Source organism: Kribbella sp. NPDC048915 (genome assembly GCF_040649595.1).
Taxonomy (GTDB): domain Bacteria; phylum Actinomycetota; class Actinomycetes; order Propionibacteriales; family Kribbellaceae; genus Kribbella.
In genome coordinates, this window is the sequence record NZ_JBEZFT010000028.1 from 1 (window position 1) to 21,845 (window position 21,845).

General features: G+C 70.0%; 15 protein-coding genes. 7 read left to right on the forward strand and 8 right to left on the reverse strand.

Annotated elements, in window-relative coordinates:
* The 3 genes from AB0B82_RS16755 to AB0B82_RS16765 form a co-directional block, all read right to left on the reverse strand.
* The coding region (locus AB0B82_RS16755; protein WP_360168529.1) for an IS1634 family transposase at window positions 1–1,106 on the reverse strand (1,106 nt) is incomplete at its 3' end.
* 154 nt (window positions 1,107–1,260) lie between these two features.
* Window positions 1,261–3,375, reverse strand: a complete 2,115-nt coding sequence (locus AB0B82_RS16760; protein ID WP_360168349.1) for a transglycosylase domain-containing protein — start codon at window positions 3,373–3,375, stop codon at window positions 1,261–1,263.
* Window positions 3,376–3,396: 21 nt separating this feature from the next.
* Window positions 3,397–8,916, reverse strand: a complete 5,520-nt coding sequence (locus AB0B82_RS16765) for a carboxyl transferase domain-containing protein (protein ID WP_360168352.1) — start codon at window positions 8,914–8,916, stop codon at window positions 3,397–3,399.
* Between the two features lie 226 nt (window positions 8,917–9,142).
* Between AB0B82_RS16765 and AB0B82_RS16770 the strand changes: the two genes are divergently transcribed.
* Entirely contained in the window at window positions 9,143–10,525 is a 1,383-nt protein-coding gene (locus AB0B82_RS16770) for an FAD-binding oxidoreductase (RefSeq protein WP_360168355.1), read from the forward strand.
* On the opposite strand, the gene AB0B82_RS16775 is transcribed toward AB0B82_RS16770, so the two are convergent.
* A complete protein-coding gene (locus tag AB0B82_RS16775; protein ID WP_360168358.1) occupies window positions 10,468–11,352 on the reverse strand; it encodes an NAD(P)-dependent oxidoreductase in 885 nt (294 codons plus the stop codon). The genes AB0B82_RS16770 and AB0B82_RS16775 overlap by 58 nt on opposite strands.
* Before the next feature lie 50 nt (window positions 11,353–11,402).
* On the opposite strand from AB0B82_RS16775, the gene AB0B82_RS16780 reads away from it, so the two are divergent.
* A complete protein-coding gene (locus AB0B82_RS16780) occupies window positions 11,403–12,563 on the forward strand; it encodes a pyridoxal phosphate-dependent aminotransferase (protein ID WP_360168361.1) in 1,161 nt (386 codons plus the stop codon).
* Window positions 12,560–13,291, forward strand: coding sequence for an alanyl-tRNA editing protein (locus tag AB0B82_RS16785; RefSeq protein ID WP_360168364.1), 732 nt, complete (start codon window positions 12,560–12,562; stop codon window positions 13,289–13,291). The genes AB0B82_RS16780 and AB0B82_RS16785 overlap by 4 nt, the downstream gene beginning before the upstream one ends.
* A 42-nt stretch (window positions 13,292–13,333) precedes the next feature.
* Here the strand turns inward: AB0B82_RS16785 and AB0B82_RS16790 are convergent, their stop codons facing one another.
* Window positions 13,334–13,702, reverse strand: a complete 369-nt coding sequence (locus AB0B82_RS16790) for a DUF5997 family protein (RefSeq protein ID WP_360168367.1) — start codon at window positions 13,700–13,702, stop codon at window positions 13,334–13,336.
* A gap of 33 nt (window positions 13,703–13,735) precedes the next feature.
* Between AB0B82_RS16790 and AB0B82_RS16795 the strand changes: the two genes are divergently transcribed.
* On the forward strand, window positions 13,736–14,479 hold the full coding sequence (locus AB0B82_RS16795; protein ID WP_360168370.1) for a LysR family substrate-binding domain-containing protein: 744 nt from the start codon (window positions 13,736–13,738) through the stop codon (window positions 14,477–14,479).
* 301 nt (window positions 14,480–14,780) lie between these two features.
* Window positions 14,781–15,296 carry a VOC family protein gene (locus AB0B82_RS16800; RefSeq protein WP_360168373.1) on the forward strand — a complete coding sequence of 172 codons (516 nt, stop codon included), beginning with the start codon at window positions 14,781–14,783 and terminating at the stop codon, window positions 15,294–15,296.
* 7 nt (window positions 15,297–15,303) lie between these two features.
* On the opposite strand, the gene AB0B82_RS16805 is transcribed toward AB0B82_RS16800, so the two are convergent.
* Both AB0B82_RS16805 and cpt read right to left on the reverse strand, forming a co-directional pair.
* On the reverse strand, window positions 15,304–17,247 hold the full coding sequence (locus AB0B82_RS16805; RefSeq protein ID WP_360168376.1) for a GMC family oxidoreductase: 1,944 nt from the start codon (window positions 17,245–17,247) through the stop codon (window positions 15,304–15,306).
* A 27-nt stretch (window positions 17,248–17,274) separates the two neighbouring features.
* Window positions 17,275–17,805 (reverse strand): chloramphenicol phosphotransferase CPT, encoded by a 531-nt coding sequence (cpt, locus tag AB0B82_RS16810; RefSeq protein WP_360168379.1) that lies wholly within the window; start codon window positions 17,803–17,805, stop codon window positions 17,275–17,277.
* 93 nt (window positions 17,806–17,898) lie between these two features.
* On the opposite strand from cpt, the gene AB0B82_RS16815 reads away from it, so the two are divergent.
* Window positions 17,899–19,839, forward strand: a complete 1,941-nt coding sequence (locus AB0B82_RS16815) for a potassium transporter Kup (protein ID WP_360168382.1) — start codon at window positions 17,899–17,901, stop codon at window positions 19,837–19,839.
* A 64-nt stretch (window positions 19,840–19,903) separates the two neighbouring features.
* Here the strand turns inward: AB0B82_RS16815 and AB0B82_RS16820 are convergent, their stop codons facing one another.
* Window positions 19,904–20,518 (reverse strand): maleylpyruvate isomerase family mycothiol-dependent enzyme, encoded by a 615-nt coding sequence (locus AB0B82_RS16820; protein WP_360168385.1) that lies wholly within the window; start codon window positions 20,516–20,518, stop codon window positions 19,904–19,906.
* Window positions 20,519–20,606: 88 nt separating this feature from the next.
* Between AB0B82_RS16820 and AB0B82_RS16825 the strand changes: the two genes are divergently transcribed.
* Window positions 20,607–21,821 (forward strand): helix-turn-helix domain-containing protein, encoded by a 1,215-nt coding sequence (locus tag AB0B82_RS16825; RefSeq protein WP_360168388.1) that lies wholly within the window; start codon window positions 20,607–20,609, stop codon window positions 21,819–21,821.
* The last annotated feature ends 24 nt before the right edge of the window (window positions 21,822–21,845 follow it).

Here is a 21,845-nt window from a genome sequence, read left to right on the forward strand (position 1 = left end):
CGGTTGACCGATTTGGTGGTGCCGGTGAGCTTGATGAACCGGTTGCGCTTCACCGCCACCTTCCCCGCGACCGCGCTCTCGGCCTTGGCGACCTGTTCGTCGATCCCGCGCAACGTCCGCCGCGCCCGGTCGGCCCGGTACTGGTAGTAGATGACCTTGTCGCGGCGGCCGTTGGCCTTCTGCGCCTGCGTGGCCGGCCACGGCTGGGTGAACACATGCCCGTCCGGGATGTCCTCACCGGGGTGGGCTGTGCGCCACTTCTTCACCACGTAAGGCATTTCGGGGATCTTTGTGCCGAGGATGAACGACAGCTTCGCGTCCTCGATCGCGTTCTGATTGGCATCCGAGATCATCCCCGCATCCGCCACCACTGTCACCTCGGACAGGTCGTGCGCGGCCATGAAGGCCTCGATGACCGGCAGCATCGTCTTGGTCTCGGCCCGGTTGCCCTCGAACGCCTCCACCATCAGCGGAAACCCCGACCCGTCGGTCAACAGGCCCAGCGTGATCTGGGGCTCCAGACGGCGTTCCTTGGAGAACCCCGGCTCGCGGAACCCGTCGCCGGCGTCGGTCTCGAAATACAACGTGGACACGTCGTACAACACCAGCGACGCCGGCCCCAGCGCCGCTTGCCTCGCACACGCAGCCGCCAAGGCGCGGCGCCACGACTTCCGAGCGTAGACCGGCAACCGGCGGTTCAGCGTCGGATACGACGCCGCAGCGACACCGACCTCCTCCAGCACCCGCAGACTGTCCTGCTTGCTGGTCGGCTCGATGATCCGCGCCAGCACCAACTGCCTGAACACCTCGTCCCCGCCAGCAGCCCCAGCGAACCCGAGCACGTCGTAAGCGCGGCACAACGCGTCCCACAGATGCCCCATCCGCGACGACGTGATCTCCAGCGGCCCCGAACCAACTGCCCGTTCCAGGCCGAGGTCCAGCTCGCCCTGCCCCGCAGCCAGGCGCTGGTTCGCCGCCGCCTTCAGCGCCTCCAGTTCTTCGTCGTCGTGCGCAGAGCCGACATGCTCGATATCCCTGGACCCACGCCGAGACGACCACACAACCTGAACCGCCGTCGCCCCCGAGGCGGTCTTCACCGTCCGCACGTACGCCACGAACCCGACCCTACGAGCCCGATTAGTGCGCAAATCCAGCAGCCCCACCACGCAAACCCGCAGGTCACAGCCTCGCGCTCACGCCAACCCCGCCTCGGTGATAAGAGTCAGGTGCACAACGGGCGCTTGTGACTGAAGCCCAGGCTCAGCGCGGCTCCCGCGGCCGCCCGTCCGAGGGTTCGGCCGGCGGTGGGTTCGGGTTGCCGATCAGCTTGCGCGGCGGCGCCGCGAAACGTTTGACGGGCATCCCGCGCAGTGCGCCCTCCATGGCGGTCTGCCACAGCGGTCCGGCGGTCCCGGAACCGGTCGGGTCGGAGATGTCGCGGCCGTTCAGCGTGTGCCGGTACATCAGGTTCGTGTACGGCAGGTTCGCGTCGGCAACCACCGCGGCGGCGGCGAGGTTCGGCGTGTACCCGGCGTACCAGACGGCCTTGTTGTCCTGGATCGTGCCGGTCTTGCCGGCCATGTCCCGGGTGCCGAACCGCAGCCGCCCGCCGGTGCCGCCTGGGTCCATGACCGCGCTCAGCACCCGGTTCACGCCGTCGGCGACGCCGCGCGGCAGGACCTGCTTGCAGTCGATGCCAGGGCCCGGAACCGGCCGGCCGGCCTTGTCCCGCACCGAGGTGACGACGAGCGGCTGGCAGTACTTCCCGCGCGCCGCGAAGGTGGCGTACGCGTTCGAGAGCATCAACGGGGTCACCAACCCGACGCCGAGCGTCATCGAGATCACCTGGTCGAGCGGCTCACCGGTCTGCCCGTTGTACATCCCGAGCTTGCCCGCGACCGTCCCGATCGCGCACAGCCCGGTGCGCTGCGACAGCTGCAGGAAGTAGGTGTTGGTCGAGTACCGCGCCGCCTCGACCATGGTCAGGTTGCCGCTGCGGGTCGAGTTCCGCGGCCGGTACGTCGGGTCCCGGGTCCAGCCCTTGCAGGTGCGGAACCTCGTCCGGCTCAGGTCGATCTGGTCGGGCGAGTTGATCCGGTAGTCCATCGGGATGCCCTTGGCCAGTGCTGCCGCGATCGTGAACGCCTTCATCGTCGAGCCGTTCTGGAATCCGCCGTACCCGCCGGCGTAGGACTTCTCCACGTTGTAGTTGTAGTTGGTCTGGAATTTCCCGTTGCCGTACGGGCGGCTCTGCACCATCGCCTTCACCAGGCCGGTGCCCGGTTCGACGATCGTGATCGCCGCGATCGCGGAGTCGGTGCGCTCGGTGTGCTCGCGGATCGACGCCTGCGCGGCCGCCTGGATCCGCGGGTCGATCGAGGTCCGAATCAGCAGCCCGCCGGTCTTGAGGTAGTGCTCGCGGTCCTTCACGGTCTTGCCGAGCGCGGGGTTGGTGAGCAGCTTGGCGACCACGTAGTCGCAGTAGAACGGGTATCGCGAGTTGGCGCAGCCGTTCGGCACCGGCTGGATTTTCTCGGGATCGATCACCGGCGTCTTCAGCGCCTGGTTGGCCTGGTGCACGGTGATCACGCCGAGTTCGAGCATCCGCTTGATCACCAGGTCCCGGCGGCCCTTCGCGCGGACCATGTCGTTGGTCGGGTCGTACCCAGTCGGGTTCTTCACCAGGCCAGCCAGCAGCGCGGCCTGCGGCAGCGTGAGTTCGGCGGCGGTGGTGCGGAAGTAGTGCTGGGCCGCGGTCTGGACGCCGTACGCCCCGTCGCCGAAGTTGGCCAGGTTCAGGTACCGCTCGAGGATCTCGTCCTTGGACAGCTCGCTCTCCACCGCGATCGCGTACCGCAGTTCGGTGAGCTTGCGCTGGTACGACACCTCGGTGGCCTTGGCCCGCTCGGCCGCGGTCTTCGCCTTCTCGACCAGGCTCATCTTCACGTACTGCTGGGTGATGCTGGACCCGCCCTGCTGCACCTCGCCGCCGGTCTGGTTGCGGATCACGGCCCGCAGCGTGCCCTTCAGGTCGAGCGCGCCGTGGTCGTAGAACCGGGAGTCCTCGATCGCGATGATCGCCTTGCGCATGATCGGGCTGACCTTGCTCAGCGGCACCGGCACCCGGTTCTGCTCGTAGAGCGTGGCCAGCAACGTCCCGTCCGCGGCCAGGATGCGGCTGCGGACGGCGGGCGGGTCGCTCTCGAACTCCTTCGGCAGGCTCTCGACCGTGTCCACGACCTGCTCCGAGCCGGAGCCGGCGAAACCGGCGAACGGGATCGCGAGTCCCGCCGCCAGCGCACCGGACAGCACGCTCACGAGGATGAACATGATCATCGCGCGAGCCTTACTGCGACCGCCCCTGTCGGTACGCATACCTCCAGAGTAGGTGAGTTATCAACTCCGGGGTAGGCCGGAATTGATTGCCTCGATCAACTTTGGTCGCAGCTCGTCGGCCTTGATCACCTCGTCGACCGACCCGACGTCGCGGGCCCGCTCGATGCTGTGCACCCGGTCGAACTCGGCCGCGACCTCGCCGAGTTTCTCCGCACGTACGGCGGTTCGCACCTCCGCGAGCTCTGTGGCCAGGGCCGCGCGCTCCGCACCGGACGCCTCGCCGACCCGCTCGGCCAGCGACGCAACCCGCGGATCCGCAGCGGTCCGTGCGTCGACCTCGGCCGCGAACACCACCGCCGCAGCCGGCGCGCCGCCGAGCACCGAGGCGAACGAGCCTTCCACCGCGAGCACCGTCATCGACGGGTTCAGCGACTTCGAGAACACCACGAACGCGCCGCCGTGGTACCGCGAGACCACACAGAACACGATCGGCCCACGGAAGTTCACCATCGCGCGCCCGATCTCGGCGCCGTACTCGAGCTGCAGGTTCCGCATCGAGTCCGGTGACCCGTCGAACCCGGACAGGTTCGCCAGCACCACCAGCGGCCGGTTCCCGCTGGCCGAATTGATCGCCCGGGCGACCTTCTTCGACGAGCGCGGGAACAGCGTGCCGGCGGTGTAGGTGTCCGGTCCGTCCGCGGGCGGGAAACCGCGCCGCGGTACCGAGCGGGACTCGATCCCGACCAGGCACACCGGGTACCCGCCGAGGCGGGCGTCCTGCACGACGGCGGTGTCCGCGTCGGCCATCCCGGCCCAGCGCTCCAGCACCGGGTGGTCCTGGTCGGTGACGGCTCGCATCAGCGTCCGGATGTCGAACGCCTTCTTCCGGTCCGGGTTCGTCGCCGCCGAGAAGATCTCGCCGATCGTCTTGAAATCGCTGCCCGCGACGTCGTGCGGGTACGGCGTCACGTCCCGGTCGACCGGGTCGGACGTCTCGGCGCGCCGCGGGCCGCTCTCCCCCGGCAGCACGTACGTGTGGTCGTAGTACGTCATCAGCACGTCCCGGGCACCCTTGAGGTCCGGCGCCCAGTACTGCGCCTGTCCGTTCGGGCCCATCACCCGGTCGTAGCCGCCGATGCCGAAGTTGTCCTCGGCCGACACGCTGCCGGAGAAGTCCAGCGTTTGCTTACCGGTCAGCACCATCGCGCTGTCCGGCGTCATCACCAGGATGCCCTTGGTGTGCATCAGCATCGTGGCCTCGGCGTTCCAGTACGGCTGCGCGCCGACGTTGATGCCCGCGACCACGACGTTGATCTCGCCGCCGGCCTGAGTGAACTCGACGATCCGCTTCAGCGCCTTCGCGACCCAGTCCATGTTCTCGGTGCCGGAGTCCATCGAGATCCGGGCGCCGGCGGACAGCGAGTACCACTCGACCGGTACCCGCATCCGCTCGGCGAGGTCGAGCGCCGCGATGATCCGCGCGCACTCGGGCTCGGCCACCGCGCCGAGGGCCTTCGTCGGGTCGCCGCTCATCGCCACCCGGGTGATCCCCTCCGGGTACCGGGTGGTCGGCGTGGTGACCAGGCCGACGATGATGCCGGCCTTGTTCAGGCCCTTCGGGCGGTCCACCGGAACCAGCCGGCCGCTGTCATCGAGGTCGTGCTCGACGAACGAGCCGCCCTCGCCGGCGACCATCCCGCTGACCTCGTACGGGTAGATCGTGTTGCGCCGCCGTGAGCGCTGCACCTTCTGTGCGTAGTCGTCGAGCGGCATCAACCGCCCGGTCGGGGGCTGCTCGATCGACGTCACGACACCGGCGCCGTGCTGGTAGTAGAACCGGGCGGCGACCGGGTTGACCGTCCCGTCCGGCGCCGCGACCTGGCCCTGGACCAGGACCTCCTCGATCCCGGCGCCCGCGGTCAGCGGCGCGATGTTGCGCTGCAACGCGGTCACTTCCTCGACCCGCGCCTCGACAACCGGCCAGATCTGCACCCAGACGTGGTTCATGTCGAGCTTGGCGCCCGCCGCGCCGCGCGCGGTCCGGGCCCGGCGGATCGCCTCCAGGCAGTTCGCGATCGCGCGCTCGGCATGCGGCAGCGACGTGACCTGACCCTCCTCGTCCCGGACCACGGCGAACTGGCGGACCTGCGCCAGCGCGACCAGCCGCCGGTCGGCCTCGTTGTCGCGCGCGACGCAGTAGTAGAGCAGGACGTCCTCCGGCGCCTCCAGGCGGGTGATCCGGAAGTCGCGCAGCCGCCACAGGTTCAGCCGGCGGCCGACCATCGGGTGGACGCCGCGGACGTTGTCGTCCTCGGCCATCGAGCCGCCGGCCGGGCGGTAGGTGAAGTACGAGACCGGCCGGTCCTGGCCCGGGGCGATCGCGACCGAGATCCGCCGTACCCGTTGGGCGATCGGCAGGTCGGCGACCATCCGGCGGTACAGGTCCGAGGCTTCCTGCTGCGATTCAGGCAGGTCCGGGCCGTACAGGTACAGCTCGACGACGGCCTCGTGGCCCGCGGTCCGGGCGTCGATCTGAGCGGCCAGCGCCTGCGCCAGGCCGCTGCCGGGGTCGGCCAGCTCAGCGACCGTCCCGACCGTCGTGACCAGGTGACTGGGGCGGTCGTCGATCGTGTAGTGCGCGGTCGCGAACGGCCGACCGTCGACCGCGAACTCCCGCAGGTCGTGCAGCTCGTACTCGCGGTAGTGCCGCCGGACGAGCACCTCGAGCATCGGCTCCCGCTCGCCCCAGCCGCGCTCCAGCCGCTGGGCGAGGAACCGGACGATCGGCTCCGGAATCGCGGCCAGCGCGTCGATCCGCTGCTGCCGGTCCGGCGCGTCCGGGTGCGCCGCGAGATCGGCGACCTCGTCGGCGACGCCCGCGATCACCGAGGCCCGCTCGGCGTCCACGAGCGGCTGGTCGAACCAGCGGAACCGGACGCTGCGGGCGAGGTCGCCGACCACCGGGAACCGCAGCTGCGTGGCCAGGACGAGCCGGTCGAGCAGCTCGTGGACGGCCTCGTCGAGCGGCGCCTCCGGCAGCGGCTCGGCGATCCACCGCTGCAGCACCGACGTCACCAGCAGGACGTCGGGCGTCGACCGCTGCTGGGCGAGGAAGATCCGGAAGACCGCTTCTTCCAGCTCCGGGCTGCGCTCCAGACCGGTCACGCCGTAGTGACTCAGTACCTTCGTGAGCCGTGCCTGGAACTCCGGCGGCAGCCCGCCGCGGTCCGGGTCGAGACTCTGCAGGTAGGTGTAGAAGTACTCGCGCGGGCTGTGCACCCGGTTCTCGAGGCTGGTGTCGGTGTCATCGGCCGGCCGGTTCCGGCTCAGCTCGGCGAAGTCCGCGAACACCGCCAGCAGCTCGATCTCCTCGGCGATCGGCGGCTCCGAACGCTGGTGCGCCAGCTCGGCCCGCGCCGCGAGGTAGTCGGCCAGCATGCCGCCCTCGTCCTGCGGGTCGATGTCGAACCCGAGCAGCATGCTGCGCAGGTTGTCCAGCCCCTGCTCGACGCGCTCGGCGGCGGACTTCTCGCCGGTCCCGTTCGGCAGATCCAGCTGTACGCCGTTGTGCACCGGCGCGACGTCCTCGGCCGAGGCGTCGTCAGCGACCGGCTCCAGCCGCAGCAGTGGCGCACCGGTCTCCACCTGGCTGCCGGTCGATACCTGCAGCTCCTTCACGGTCGCCTTGAACGGCGCGTACAGCACCGTCTCCATCTTCATGCTTTCCAGCACCAGCACCGGAGCGCCGGCCTCCACCTCGGCACCGGCCTGCACCGGTGTCGCCACCACGAGCGCCGGCGCGGGCGACCGCAGTACGCCGCCCTCGTCCCGGCTGACGCGGTGCGTGACACCGTCGACCTCGACCAGATGCACCGGGCCGTGAGTGGCGGTCACCAGGCGGAAACGCTGTCCGCCGACCACCAGGCGGCTGGTGTAGTCGTCCAGCCGCTCCAGCTCGGCGTCCACGACCTTGAGATGCTCGCTGCCGTTGCCGACGCCGACCCGGAACCGCTCCGGGCCGATCCGCGCGACCGTCACGCGATAGCTCGCGCCACGCAGCTTCAGGTCGATCGCGCGACCGACCTCGTGCTGGACCTGCGGACGGCCGCCGTGCGCGGTCTCCAGCAGCCGGGTGCGTTCGACCTGCTCGGCGTCCTCGTACCCCTCGATCGCCGCGGCGACCAGCGCGACGCCGGAGTGCCGGTGCGAGATCAGCCGGCCTTCGCCGCGGACCCGGTCGATCCAGCCGGTGTCGGCGCTGCCGTCGATCACCTCGGGCTGGTCGAGCAGCTCGAGGATGAAGCTCTTGTTGGTCGCGCCGCCCTCGATCAGGACGGTCGTCGCGGACATCGCCCGGCGCAGCCGCGCCAGCGCCTCCTCGCGGGTCCGCCCGTACCCGATGATCTTGGCGATCATCGAGTCGAAGTCGGCCGGGATGCTGTCCCCGGCGCTCACACCGGTGTCGACCCGGATGCCCGGACCGGCCGGCAGGTCCAGGACCACGATCCGCCCCGGCGACGGCGCGAAGTCGCGGTCCGGGTCCTCGGCGTTCAGCCGCGCCTCGACCGCATGCCCGTTCTCCACCGGGCGGGTGCCTTCCAGGCGGCCGCCGGATGCCACGTGCAGCTGTGCCTTCACCAGGTCGAACCCGGTGGTCAGCTCGGTGATCGGGTGCTCCACCTGCAGCCGGGTGTTCACCTCGAGGAACGCGAACGACTTCTCGCCCGGGTGGTACAGGAACTCGACCGTCGCCGCACCGCGGTACCCGACCGCGACCGCGAGCCGTTCCGCCGACGCCTTCAGGTCGTCGACCTGCGACGCGGACAGCAGCGGCGACGCCGACTCCTCGATGACTTTCTGGTTGCGCCGCTGCACCGAGCAGTCGCGGACGCCGAGCGCCCACGCCGTACCCTCGCCGTCGGCGATCACCTGAACCTCGACGTGCCGCGCGCCGGTCACCAGCCGCTCGAGGAACACCACGCCGCTGCCGAACGCACGGGCGGCCTCCTCGCTGGTCCGCGCGTACGCCTCGGCCAGCTCGTCCGCGGACCGGACCACCCGGATGCCGCGGCCACCGCCGCCGGCCGTTGCCTTGAGCATCAACGGGTACCCGATCCGCTCGGCCGCCGCGAGCGCGTCGTCCAGGGTGTCCACCGCGCCCCGGCTCCACGGCGCGACCGGAACGCCGACCTCCTCGGCGATGAGCTTCGAGCCGATCTTGTCGCCGAGCTTGCGCATCGCCTCCGCGGACGGGCCGATGAACGTCACGCCGAGCCGTTCGCAGAGCTCCGCGAACGCCGGGTCTTCGGCGACGAAGCCCCAGCCGACCCAGGCGGCGTCCGCGCCGGTCTCGCGCAGCGCGCGCTCCAGGACCGCGAGGTCCAGGTACGGCCGCGCGGACGCCGGGCCGAGCGGGTAGGTGATGTCCGCGGCGCGGACAAAGGTGGCGGTGCGCTCGCCGTCGGTGAACAAGGCCACGGTCTCGATCGGGTCACCGCCCTCGGCGTTGATCTCCCTGACCGCGTTGATCAGCCGCATCGCGGCTTCACCCCGGTTCACTATTGCGATACGCTTGAACATCGACCGCCTCCGTGTCTCACCCTGAGCTTCGCGGACAGACCTCTCCCCTGGATCGCAGCGGACAGGTGTCGCTGGCACAGGTTTTCAGTCCGCGGCCGTTACCGTCGAGTCGGCCCCCTGTTCAGGCGTGTTCACCCCCTCTGCTACGGGCCGCTGAAATCCCCTTGGCGTTGACCCTCGCCGTACGGAAAACTGCCGTGCACGACTCTTGGGGAGGGGACGAAACATGCCAGCGACAGGGGAACTGATCGGCAGGCTGCGTGACACCGTGAGCGGACCGGTGCTCACAGCGGAGGACGACGGTTACGCCGAGGAGTTGTCAGGCTTCAACCTAGCGGTGACGCACACACCTGATGTCGTCGTCGGTCTGACATCCGAGGACGACGCGGTGGCAGTCGTGCGGGCCGCGGCCGCGAGCGGTACGCCGATCCGCATCCTGGCCACCAATCACGGCATCCCGGACCCGATCCAGGGCGGGATCGTCGTCACAACCGGCCGGATGACCGGCGTGACCGTGGACGCCGAGGCCCAGGTCGCGCACATCGCCGCCGGCTGTCGCTGGAGCGACGTCATCGAGGCCGCGGCGCCGCACGGCCTCGCCCCGATCACCGGAGCGTCGGACGCCGTCGGCTGCATCGGCTACACGCTCGGCGGCGGACTCGGGCCACTCGCCCGAACGTACGGCTTCTCGTCCGACTATGCCCGCGGATTCCGGGTCGTCACCGCCGCCGGCGAGGCCGTGACCGCGAACGCGACCGAGCACGCGGACCTGTTCTGGGCGCTGCGCGGCGGCAAGGGCGGTTTCGGCATCGTCACCGCGATGGACTTCGCCCTGGTCGAGCTGACCACCTTGTACGGCGGATCGGTGTTCTTCACCGCGGAGCACATCGCACCGGTGTTCAGCCGCTGGACCGAGTGGACCACGACGCTACCGGAGTCCGCGACCACATCGGCCGTGATCCTGCGCCTGCCACCGCTCGACGTCATCCCGGAACCGCTGCGCGGCCAGACCGCGCTGAACGTGCGGTTCGCGTACGTCGGCGACGCGGCCGACGGGAAGCAGTTGTTCCAGCCGATCCGCGACGCCGGCCCGGTGCTGATCGACGGCGTCGACGAGATGGCGGCCGCGGACATCCCGCTGATCCACAACGATCCGAAGGATCCGCTGCCCGCCTGGGACCGCGGCGTACTGCTCGACGAGCTGGACCCCGCGTTCGCTCCGGCCTTCCTGGAACTGCTCGGCCCGGATCAGCAGCTTCCGCTGGTCGCGGCCGAGATCCGGCACCTCGGCGGCGCCGCCGCACGCGACGTGCCCGAAGGCAGCGCGGTCGGCGGTCGTGGCGGCGCCTACTCACTGGTGCTGATCGGCGCACCGGACCCGGCGCTGTTCGAACAGGTACTTCCGGCAACGGTCGACGCCGTACTCGAACGGCTCCGGCCGTGGCGGAGTGCGCAGGCCACGGTGAACTTCGGCGGCTTCGCTCTGCCGGGGTCGTTCGAGGCCTGCTGGCCGGCCGAGACGCGGGCGCGGCTGGCCGAGGTACGGTCCGCCTACGATCCGTCCGGGTTGTTCCCGTTCGGGCCGCGCCAGGAGAACTCCGGCTCGTAGCCGAGCAGCCGACGCGCCTTGTCGATCGACAGCAGCGTCTCGTTCGGGCCGAACGGCCGCTTCACCTGTACACCGGGGAACACCTCGGCCAGCAGCTCGTCGTTCGGCCTGGACATCACGGTGTCGGCGTTCGCGACGATGAACACGTCCGTGCCGGTCGCGTCGTACTCGAGCGCCTTGCGGACCGCCTGCGCGCCGTCGCGGGCGTCGATGTAGCCCCACAGGTTCCACTTGCGCGCCCGCGCGTCGGCGGCGAAGGCCGGGAACCGCGCGTAGTCCTCCGGGTACATCACGTTCGAGAAGCGCAGCCCGATCAGCTTCAGGTCCGGGTGCCACCGGCAAAGCTGGCGGGCGAGCTCCTCCTCGAGCGTCTTGACCAGCGAGTACGTGCTGTTCGGCCGCGGCGGGTAGTCCTCGTCGACCGGCACGTACGGCGGGAACTCGTCGAACGGCAGCCCCAGTACGGTCTCGCTCGACGCCCACACGATGTTGCGGACACCGGCCCGCAGCGCCGCCGAGAAGACGTTGTACGTCGCGGTCATGTTGTTGTGGAAAGTCGCCGCGTTCGGCCGCAGCCCCGGCGCCGGGATCGCGGCCAGATGCACCACCGCGTCGACCCCGTCGTGCCGGTCGTCGATCCCCGCGATCGCCTCGTACGTCTGGCCGAAATCGGTCAGGTCCACCCGCGTCGACGTCACATCGGCGCGCGCCGGCGCGGCCTGGTCGAGCGCGACCACGTCCCACCCGTGCGCCGCCAGATGGTCGACGACAGCCTTGCCGAGCTTCCCGCTGCTACCGGTGACCGCTACCCGCCTCGTCTCACTCACGCGGCGATCATCGCACTAGGGTGTGAGGTGGCACTGGGAGAGGACACATCGTGAAACTTGCTGGGCGGATGGATCGGCTCGGGACCGAGTCGGCGTTCGAGGTACTCGCCAAGGCGAAGGCCCTGGAGGCGCAGGGACGCGAGATCGTGCACCTGGAGATCGGCGAACCCGACTTCGACACCCCGGAGCACGTCATCGCGGCCGCTCAGCAGGCCCTCGACAAGGGGCACACCCACTACGTGCCCGCGCCCGGCATCCCCGAACTGCGGACCGCGGTCGCCGACTTCCTCGGCCGCACCGGGCGCCTGCAGACGACGCCGGACCGGGTCCTGATCACGCCGGGTGCCAAGCCGATCATGTTCTTCACGATCCTCGCGCTGTGCGAGGAAGGCGACGAGGTCCTCTATCCCGACCCCGGCTTCCCGATGTACGCCTCGATCGCGTCGTTCGCCGGCGCGAAGCCGGTCCCGGTACCGCTGCGCGAGGAGAACGGCTTCGTCGTCGACCCCGACGAACTGCGGTCCCTGGTCACCGACCGGACCAAGCTGCTGATCCTCAACTCACCGCACAACCCGTGCGGCAGCGCGTCCACCCCCGAACAGCTCGAGGCGATCGCGCAGATCGCGATCGAGAACGACCTGGTCGTGCTGAGCGACGAGGTCTACTGGGCACTGCGGTACGACGGTGAGCACCACAGCGTGCTCGACCTGGACGGTATGGCGGAGCGCACCGTACTGCTCGACGGCTGGTCGAAGACCTTCGCGATGACCGGCTGGCGGCTCGGGTTCGGCGTGTTCCCGGAGCCGCTGGTCGAGCCGGTGACCCGGCTGATGATCAACTCGGTGTCGTGTACGTCGGCGTTCAGCCAGCACGCCGCGATCGCCGCCCTCGAAGGACCGTGGGACGACGTCGACCGGATGCTCGAGGCGTTCCGCGAACGGCGCGAGGTGATCGTGTCCGGCCTCAACGCCGTACCAGGCGTTAGCTGTGTGGAGCCGGGCGGCGCGTTCTACGCCTTCCCGAACATCACCGAGCTCGGCGTCCCGGCCGCGACCCTGTCCGATCGGCTGCTGGCCGAGGCCGGCGTCGCGTGCCTGCCCGGCACCGCCTTCGGCGAGTACGGCGAGGGCCATCTGCGGTTCTCCTACGCGAACTCGATCGACAACATCCGTCGAGCCCTGGACGCGTTCACCGACCTGGCGAGCTCATGACCGACCAGCACGGCCACACACATCGGCTCGATCTCGAGGACGCCTCGATCCGGGAGTGGGATGCGACGGTTGTCGGAGCGGACCCGGAGCGGGGCGTCGTACTCGATCGGTCCGCCTTCTATCCCGGCGGTGGCGGGCAGCCGCCGGACCAGGGCGTGCTGTTGTGGGGCGGCGTCCGGACACGGATCGTCGGCACCGTCAAGGGCGACGACCTGTACCTCGTCCCGCACGAGGAGGATCCGGTGCCGCCGGTCGGTACGGCCGTGCGCGGCGCGCTGGACGACGAACGCCGTACCCAGCTGATGCGGACGCACTCCGGGCTGCACGTCCTCACCGGGGTGGTGTTCCGCGACTTCGGCGCGCTCGTCACCGGCGGGAACATGGAGCCGCTGTCCGCGCGGATGGACTTCGACCTCGCCGAGGTGCCGCCGGACTTCAAGGACCGCGTCGCCGAAGCGGTGAACGCGGAGATCCGGACCGACCGCCGGATCACGGTCAGCACCCTGCCGCGCGCGGAGGCGTTCGCGATCCCGGACATCATCCGGACCGCGACCAACCTGCTCCCGCCGGACATCGAGGTGGTCCGGATCGTCGACATCAACGGCCTCGACGTGCAGGCCGACGGCGGAACGCATGTCGCGTCGACCGCGTTGATCGGGCGGATGGAGGTCGTGAAGATGGAGAGCAAGGGCCGCGGCTTCCGCCGACTCCGCGTCCGCATCGTCTGACCGGTCCGCACCGCCTTGCGCGGGCTACCTCTCGTCAGCCGCCTACTTCTGCTGGGCCTGTTTCTGTTCGGCGGCCTGGCGGCGGACGTCGGCCTGGACGGCGCGCTCGTGCTCGAGCCAGTCCGGGTTCTCGGCCTTGATCGCCTCGATCTGCTCGGTGGTCAGCGCCTCGGTGACGCCGGCCCGCGCGAGCCCGCTGATCGAGACACCGAGCTTCGCGGCCACCACCGGCCGCGGATGCGGACCGTCGCGGCGCAGGTCACGCAGCCAGTCGGGCGGATCCGCCTGCAGAGTGTCGAGTTCGTCGCGCGACACCACACCGTCCTGGAACTCCGCAGGCGTGGCCGGCAGATACACACCGAGCTTCTTCGCCGCGGTCGCGGGCTTCATGGTCTGGGTCTTGCGCGTCATGGCAGCAGCGTAACGGCAGGTAGCCTGACCACCGTGACCGGATTCCGGCTGGGGTACGTCCCCGGCGTGACGCCCGCGAAATGGGCCCGGATCTGGACCGAGCGGCTCCCCCGCGTGCCGCTCGACCTCGTCCAGACCGCTGCCGCCGACGCCCCCGACCTGCTCCGCCGGTCCGAGGTCGACGCCGCGCTGCTGCGCCTCCCGATCGACCGCACCGGGCTGCACGCGATCCCGCTGTACGTCGAGCAGACCGTGGTCGTCGTCCCCAAGGACCACGTGATCACCGCCGCGGACGAGATCACCCCCGACGATCTCGCCGATGAGCTGACGCTGCATCCGCGCGACGACGTCCTCGACTGGGAACACCCGCCGGGCCGCCTCATCACCGACCGTCCCGCCGCCACCGCCGACGCGATCCAACTGGTTGCCATGGGCACCGGTCTGCTGGTGGTCCCGCAGTCGCTGGCGCGGTTGCACCATCGCAAGGACCTGACCTACCGCCCGATCACCGACGTACCGCAGTCCCAGGTCGCCCTCAGCTGGCCCGAAACCGACCCCAGCGAACTCGTCGAACACTTCATCGGCATCGTCCGCGGCCGCACCGCCAACAGCACCCGCGGCGCCGCCCAACCCCAACAGGCCAAGCAGGCCAAGCAGTCCAGCCAGTCCAGCCAGTCCAGGCAGTCCGCCGCCGGGTCCACCCCGAAGAAGTCGCAAGCCTCGCGGAAGGGCACTCGCAAATCCACCAGCACTCCCCGCAAGCCCCGCCGCCGCTGACGGCCTGACGGCTGCTGACGGCTGCTGACCGGGTGCTGACAGGTGCTGACCGGATGCTGACAGGTGCTGACATGCGGTGCCCGCTGCCGACCGGCGCCACTTCGCCACTGCGGCTTTGCTGGTCGTCGCCTCGCGGCGGACGCCCAGCACTCACCAACCTCCGCATTTGCCCGCTTTGCAGACGCGGCTGAGCGTGCGGACCGGGTCCGTGGGCCGGTTGGTGAGTGGTGGGCGTCCGCCCCACCTGTCGACTGCATCACAAGGACTAGCGATAAGTTGAGAGTTCAACTACCATCAGTGCATGGCGATCTTCCGGTTGAACCACGCGGTGTTGTACGTGCGCGACGTCGAAGCGAGCGTCGCGTTCTACCGGGACGTGCTGGGCTTCGGGTACACCGAGACCGGCGACGTCTTCCCCGGCGCGGCGTTCCTGCGCGCGCCCGGGTCCACCAACGACCATGATCTCGGCCTGTTCCAGATCGGCTCGCAGGCCGGTCCGTCCGGGGCCGGGCGGACCACGGTCGGTCTCTACCACCTGGCGTGGGAGGTCGACACGCTCGGCGACCTGGAGGACCTCGCCGCCAAGCTCTCCGAGCACGACGCGCTCGTCGGTGCGTCCGACCACGGCACCACGAAGTCGCTGTACGGCAAGGACCCCGACGGCCTCGAGTTCGAGATCGTCTGGATCATCCCCGCCGAGCTGCTCACCGACGAGGACCGCAACAAGACCGGCATCGCGCGGCTGAACCTGCCGGCCGAGATCGCGAAGTACGGCCGGGACGCCCGCAGCGGCGTCGGCATCTCCCGCGTCGGCTGACCCCGCCTCAGCCCCGGCTGAGGCGGGTAGCGATCCGCAACGCGTTGGCGAGCACGGTCAGGACCGGGTTCACCCCACCGTTGGTGACGTGCACCGAAGCGTCGGCGATCCAGACGTTGTCGTGCCCCCAGACCTTGCCGTCCGGGTCGGTGACCGAGCGCGCCGGATCGTCGCCCATCCGGCAGGTCCCGGCCTGATGCTGGCCGACACTCGGCCGGTTCAGTGCGCTCAACGTCCCGACCACCGTCCGGACCGCACCGGCTTCCTCGAGCCACTCCTGTGCCCGGGAGCCCATGAACCGCTGCGCGCGAGCATCCTCGGGATGCACCGAACCGCTCAACGCGACCACCGGATTCCCGTACCGGTCGACCACCGACGGATCGACCCGTACGCGCGACTCCGCCGACGTGACCTCCTGGATCGGCCCGACCACCCGAAGCATTCGCCGCGCCTCGCGCCGCATGCCCTGCACACTCTCCGTGCCGGCCGCCGGAATCAGCCCGGCACCGGTCAGATAGTCGTACGTCGATGCGGGCGTCGGCACGAACTCGTTCGCGAGCATCCCGCCGCCGATGATCCCGTCGTTGCCGTGCCGGAAGTCGCACGTCGCGATCGACACACCGGGCCCGACGAGGTCGACGATCTCGTCCGCGAACAGTCCCACCGCCCCGGCGTACACATGCGCCTGCAGATGCCGTCCGACCTGGTCCTGGTTGTTGCCGAGACCGTCTGGCTCGCCGTCGTGGGCACTGTTCAGCAACAGCCGCGGTGTCTCGGTGGCGCCGGCCGCGACGACGACCTCCGCGCATGCCACGGTCCGTCGCCAGTTCCCGCCGTCCGCCGCCAGCGCAACGCCGACGACGCGACCATGTGCGTCGGTCACCAGCCGCTCGGCGACAGTCTCGGTGACGAGCGCGCAGTTCCCGGTGGCGATGGCGGCGGGCAGCGCGGTGTTGTGCGTCCCGCCCTTCGCGTCGACCGGGCACGCGAAGCCGACACACAGCCCACAGCGCGCGCACCCCGAGCGCCCTTGGTAGTCGACCGAGTTGATCAGCAGCGGTACGTCGAGCGTGCCCCAACCGAGCCGCTCGGCCGCGCCGGCCAGGACCTGCGCCGGACCGGTCCGCGGCATCGGCGGCATCGGCAACGGGATCGACCGCGCACCGTGCCACGGATCGACGCCCCCACCGCTGACTCCGAACCGCTGCTCGGCCAACGAGTAATACGGCTCGAGGTCGTCGTACGAGATCGGCCAGTCGGCCAGCGCGCTCCCGTCCGGTACGCCGTACGTCGTCGCCATCCGGAAGTCCTGCGGTACGAACCGCCAGGCCTGCGCGCCGTACACGCGGGTGCCGCCGCCGACCGTGAACGCGTTGTTCCCCCAGCCGCCGTCGGGCGGAAGTACCACGGTCCGCTCACCGTCCACGATGGCCACCCGCGGGCGCCCCGCCGGATCCGGGTCGGTCAGCGCCGGCAGCCCCGCGACGGACCGCGGGTTGCGCAGGTGGTCACGCACCAACGACTCCGTCGACGGGTAGCTACCGAGCTCGACGACGAGCACCGATCGACCCGACTCCGCCAGTACCTGCGCCGCCGCACCACCGCCCGCGCCGGACCCGATCACCACGCAGTCGTACCGCTGCGCCAACTGCTCCCGCGGCGTGATCCGCAACGCGGTCTGCACCGGCCTGAACTCCCCCGTTCGCCAGCCGACCAACCCCCACGTCGACGGGTCGGCGTAGAACCCCTGCGCGATCAGCCGCACCAGCCAGTGGCGGTCCGCCTCCGCCATCCCCGACAGGCCTCGCTCCACCCGCCCGACCCAATCCGGCCGGTCGCGCGTCAGCACCTCCTCCACAAAACCCACCGCGGCCCGCCCCCACCCCTGCCCCGGCACCACGGCCTCCGCCAAGCGCTCCAACTCACTCCGCTGCAGATCAGACAAGCGCACGCTCAGATCCTTGCAGATCCAGCCCTTTCAGGTGCGGGTCAGGTGCGCCGCGATCTGCCGGGCACACTCCATCGACTCGGCGCGCGAGCTGTCGACCTCGATGTCGTACGCGACGCCCTCGTGCACGACGTACGCCTGCTGCTCGGCCATGCCACGCTCGCGATCGCCCCGCGCCAGTTCGCGGCCGGCGGCGATCTCGGGCGGGCAGTGGACGCCGACGAACACCGTCTCGACATCACCGGCTGCGTCCTGCCAGCGCTGCTGGGACTTGGCGCCGCCGAGGAACACGTCGTCGACGATCACCCGGCCACCGGCGCGGCACATCGTGATGATTCCGGCCGTCCAGGCCGCTTCGAGTTCGCGGAACGCGGGCCCCACCGACACCTCACCACCGGGTCCGATCTCGAGCCCGCCGTCCATCGTCGCGGGCAGCGCGTCGACGAAGTCGTCCACGCTGAACCCGAGCCACGGCTCCGGCAGCACGGCCTGCAGGCAGCGCACGATCCCGGTCTTCCCGGAGCTGGATCCGCCGTTGACGATGATGAGTCGAGCAGTCACGCCCGCCAGGCTACGGCCTCGACTGTCAGACCCTCGACAGATTTCCGCCCACCGCGACGGCGACCCGATGCCGGGCGAGTATCGTCGCAGGACGTGACGCAACCGCAGGCGGAGCCGGTGCGGGCAACCGCCCCGAACGCCCACAACACGATCCGCCTTGCCGTGGTGATCGGCGCCCTCGGCGTCGTCTTCGGCGACATCGGAACCAGCCCGATCTACACGATCCAGACCGTGTTCAATCCCGAGGACCCGCACCCGGTCCCGGTCAGCGACCACAACGTGTTCGGTGTGGTGTCGCTGATCTTCTGGTCGGTGATGATCATCGTCACCGTCACCTATGTGCTGCTCGCGCTGCGTGCCGACAACGACGGCGAGGGCGGGCTGATGGCGCTCATCACGCTGCTGCGCCGCTGGGGTGCCCAGCAGGGCCGCAAGGCCGCGATCCTGCTCGCCGGACTCGGCATCTTCGGCGCATCACTGTTCTTCGGCGACAGCATGATCACGCCGGCCATCTCGGTGCTGTCCGCGGTCGAGGGACTCAAGCTCGTCGAGCCGTCGCTCAGCCGGTACGTCGTCCCGATCACCGCGGTGATCATCATCGTGCTGTTCATGGTCCAGCGCCGCGGCACCGAGGCGGTCGGGCGGGTGTTCGGCCCGATCATGGTCGTCTGGTTCACGGCGATCGGGGCGTGCGGCATCGGCGGGATCGTCCGGCACCCGAGCATCCTCGAGGCGCTGTCGCCGACATACGCGATCGGGTTCCTGGCCGGCCACTTCCACATCGCGTTCTTCGCGCTGGCCGCGATCGTGCTCTCGGTCACCGGCGCCGAGGCGCTGTACGCCGACATGGGTCACTTCGGCCGCCGGGCGATCCAGGTCGGCTGGCTCTTCCTGGTGCTGCCCGCCTGCACCCTCAGCTACCTCGGGCAGGGCGCACTCATCCTCGACGACGCGTCGAACATCAGTGGACCGTTCTTCCTGCTGATCCCGGACTGGGGCCGGCTGCCGCTGGTCCTGCTCGCGACCGCGGCGACCGTGATCGCGTCCCAGGCCGTCATCACCGGCGCCTACTCGGTCGCGTCCCAGGCCGCCAAGCTCGGCTACCTGCCACGGCTGCGGATCGCGCACACCTCCGCGACCACGAAGGGCCAGATCTACGTGCCGTGGATCAACTGGCTGCTGCTCGTCTCGGTGCTGACGCTGGTCTTCGCGTTCCGGAGTTCGGCCGCGCTGGCGTACGCGTTCGGGATGGCGGTGACCGGTACGATCACGATCACCACCACCTTGTTCTTCTACGTCGCGCACTACCGGTGGAACGTCCCGAAGTGGCTGATCATCACGGGTGCGACGATCCTGCTCGGCGTCGATCTGCTGTTCGTCGGCGCGAACCTGACCAAGCTCGTGCACGGCGCCTGGCTGCCGCTGCTGATCGCGCTGACCGCGTTCGCGGTGATGACGACCTGGCAGCGCGGTCGTCAGGTCGTCACGGCCGAGCGGGAGCGGGTCGAGGGTCCGCTGCAGGAGTTCGTCGACGAACTCACCTCCGGCAAACTCCCGGTGCACACGGTCCCCGGTACGGCGATCTTCCTGAACCGCGGCGGCGTCAGCGCACCCCTCGCGCTGCGGGCGAACGTCGTGCACAACCAGGTCCGACACGAGCACGTGGTGATCGTCGCGATCGAGACCGAGCCGGTGCCGAGGGTCCCGCAGAGCGAACGTGTGACGGTCGACGACCTCGGGTACGGCGACGACGGGATCACGCACGTCACGGTACGGTTCGGTTACCTGGAGAGCCCCGACGTACCGGCCGCGCTCGCACAACTGGACGAGGCGCAGACCGAGGGGCCGCTCGATCTCGACCACGCGTCGTACTTCCTGTCGAAGATCGAACTCCGGCGCGGTGCCGCGGACACGATGGCAGGATGGCGCAAACAGCTGTTCCTCGCCACGTCCCACATCACCGCGGATGCGGCGGAGTACTTCAAACTCCCCCGGGACCGTACCGTCATCGTCGGTGCCCACATCGAGGTGTAGCCGCTGCGTCAGCGGCCCGCCAGGGACGTCACCCACGTCCGCTACCGCGTCCTGAAGTGAGCGCTCAGAGGCAGGGCGGCAGCGGCTCGACCGGACGGCCGTCCGCGTCGGTGAGATTCTTGTACGGGCGACCGCACAGGTAGGCAGCCTGCTCGGGCAGCGGACCGTCGACCTCGGGTACGGCGTCGCGCGTCGTGCGGATGTCGTTGCAGAGGGCATCCAGGAAGTCCGCCGGGAGGTCGGCGAAGGTGATGCCCGCGTCGAGGTCGACCGCGTGGATCATCACCTCGCGCGTGCGCAACCACGGGATCGTCGTCGCCGGGATGCTCGCGCCGCGGGAGTTGCGGATCGTTGCCTGCCACTGCTCGTCCGTGAGCGTCGCCATCGCGGCATTCAGCCGCGCGCACGCGTCGTCGAACGACGACCGCAGCTGCTCCGCGGGCAGCAATGCCGCCTGCTCGATGTCCGCGTTGCGGGCCTCGGCGGACGGATACATCGGGCGCTCCACGCCGGTCCGCGCCCATTCCACCAGGTTGCCGAGGGCATCCGCGTTCAGGAACAGATGCGCCGCGACATGCCGTCGGGACCAGTCCGGTAACAGGGACGGACCTTCGAGATCACGCAGTGCACCGCGGCACAGCGTCGTACCCTCGTCGATCCACTCCAGCACGCGCTCCATCAAGGCAACGTAGCCCACGTCGGCGCGGGTTCTTGCAGCAGTGCGGTCTTGTGGTGAGACTGACCCGCATGAAGGCCGGGATCCGCACATGGTGACGACGATCGGCGTAGTGGGACCGTCGGACCTGGTCACCTCCACCAGCCGAATCATCAAAGGGCTGCGTGGTGTCGAGGTGGTTCCGCTGCGCTACCGGCGCGAGACCGACACACCGAAGGTGATGGCCGGCGCCCCCGGCAGCGTCGACGCGTGGCTGTTCACCGGTGTGGTCCCGTACCAGATCGCCGCCGCGCAGGACCTGCTGGATCGGCCTGCCGCGCACGTCGAGTACACCGGCGCCACGCTGATGCGTGCCCTGGTGCAGCTGCTCCGCGAGGGTCAGGACGTCACCTCGCTGAGTATCGACGTACTGGACGAGGCCGAGGTCCGGGAGACGTTCGACGAGGTCGGGCTCCCGATGCGCGGGGTCCAGGTGCTGCCGTACCGGGCCGGGCTCAGCCTCGACGAGATCGTGGAGTTCCACCGGGAGGCCGGCGCGACCGTCGCGATCACCTGTCTGCGATCGGCTTACGAGAAGCTCCGGACCGAGCAGACCACGCTCCGGCTGGCGCCTTCGGTGCACTCCGTGCGCGCCGCGGTCAACCGGCTGCTCCTCGTGCACGACGCATTGCGCAGTGACGATGCGCAGATCGCCCTCGGGCTGGTCGAGATGTCGCCGGATGCCGAGGCGGCCCTGCGGCGCGAGGCCGGCTCGCTCGGCGGCAGCGTGCTCCGGTACGACGACAAGCGCTGGCTCGTCGTTGCGACCCGCGGACCGCTCGAGCAAGCGACCGCGTCGTTCACCGAGCTCGGCATGCTGACGCGGCTGAAGGAACAGTTCGGGCCGGTCAGGATCGGCTTCGGCATCGGCGGATCCGGAAGCGAGACCGAGGCGCTGGCCCGGCGCGCGCTCGGCCGGGCCAAGACCGCCGGGCGGACCGCCGCGGTCGTGTCGTTGCGCAACGACATCGACCTGGTCCTGGTCGGCGGCGCACCACCGCGCGCGCAGCAGCGCTCGAAGCTGCAGTTGCTCGCGCAGCGCGCCGGCCTGTCGAAGGCGACCCTCGAGCGGCTGCAGGAGCTGGTGAAGGCCTCGCCTGATGAGGGCCTGACCACGCGGTCCGTCGCCGACCACCTCGGCATCCAGCCGCGCACCGCCCGCCGCGTGCTGAACCGGCTCGAGCGCGCCGGTCTCGCGGACGCCACCGGCACCCAGCTCGGGACCGGCAGCGGGCGCCCGCTGGTGGTCTACCGCGTTCATCTCTGAACGTTCACAGCTGATTGTTTCTCG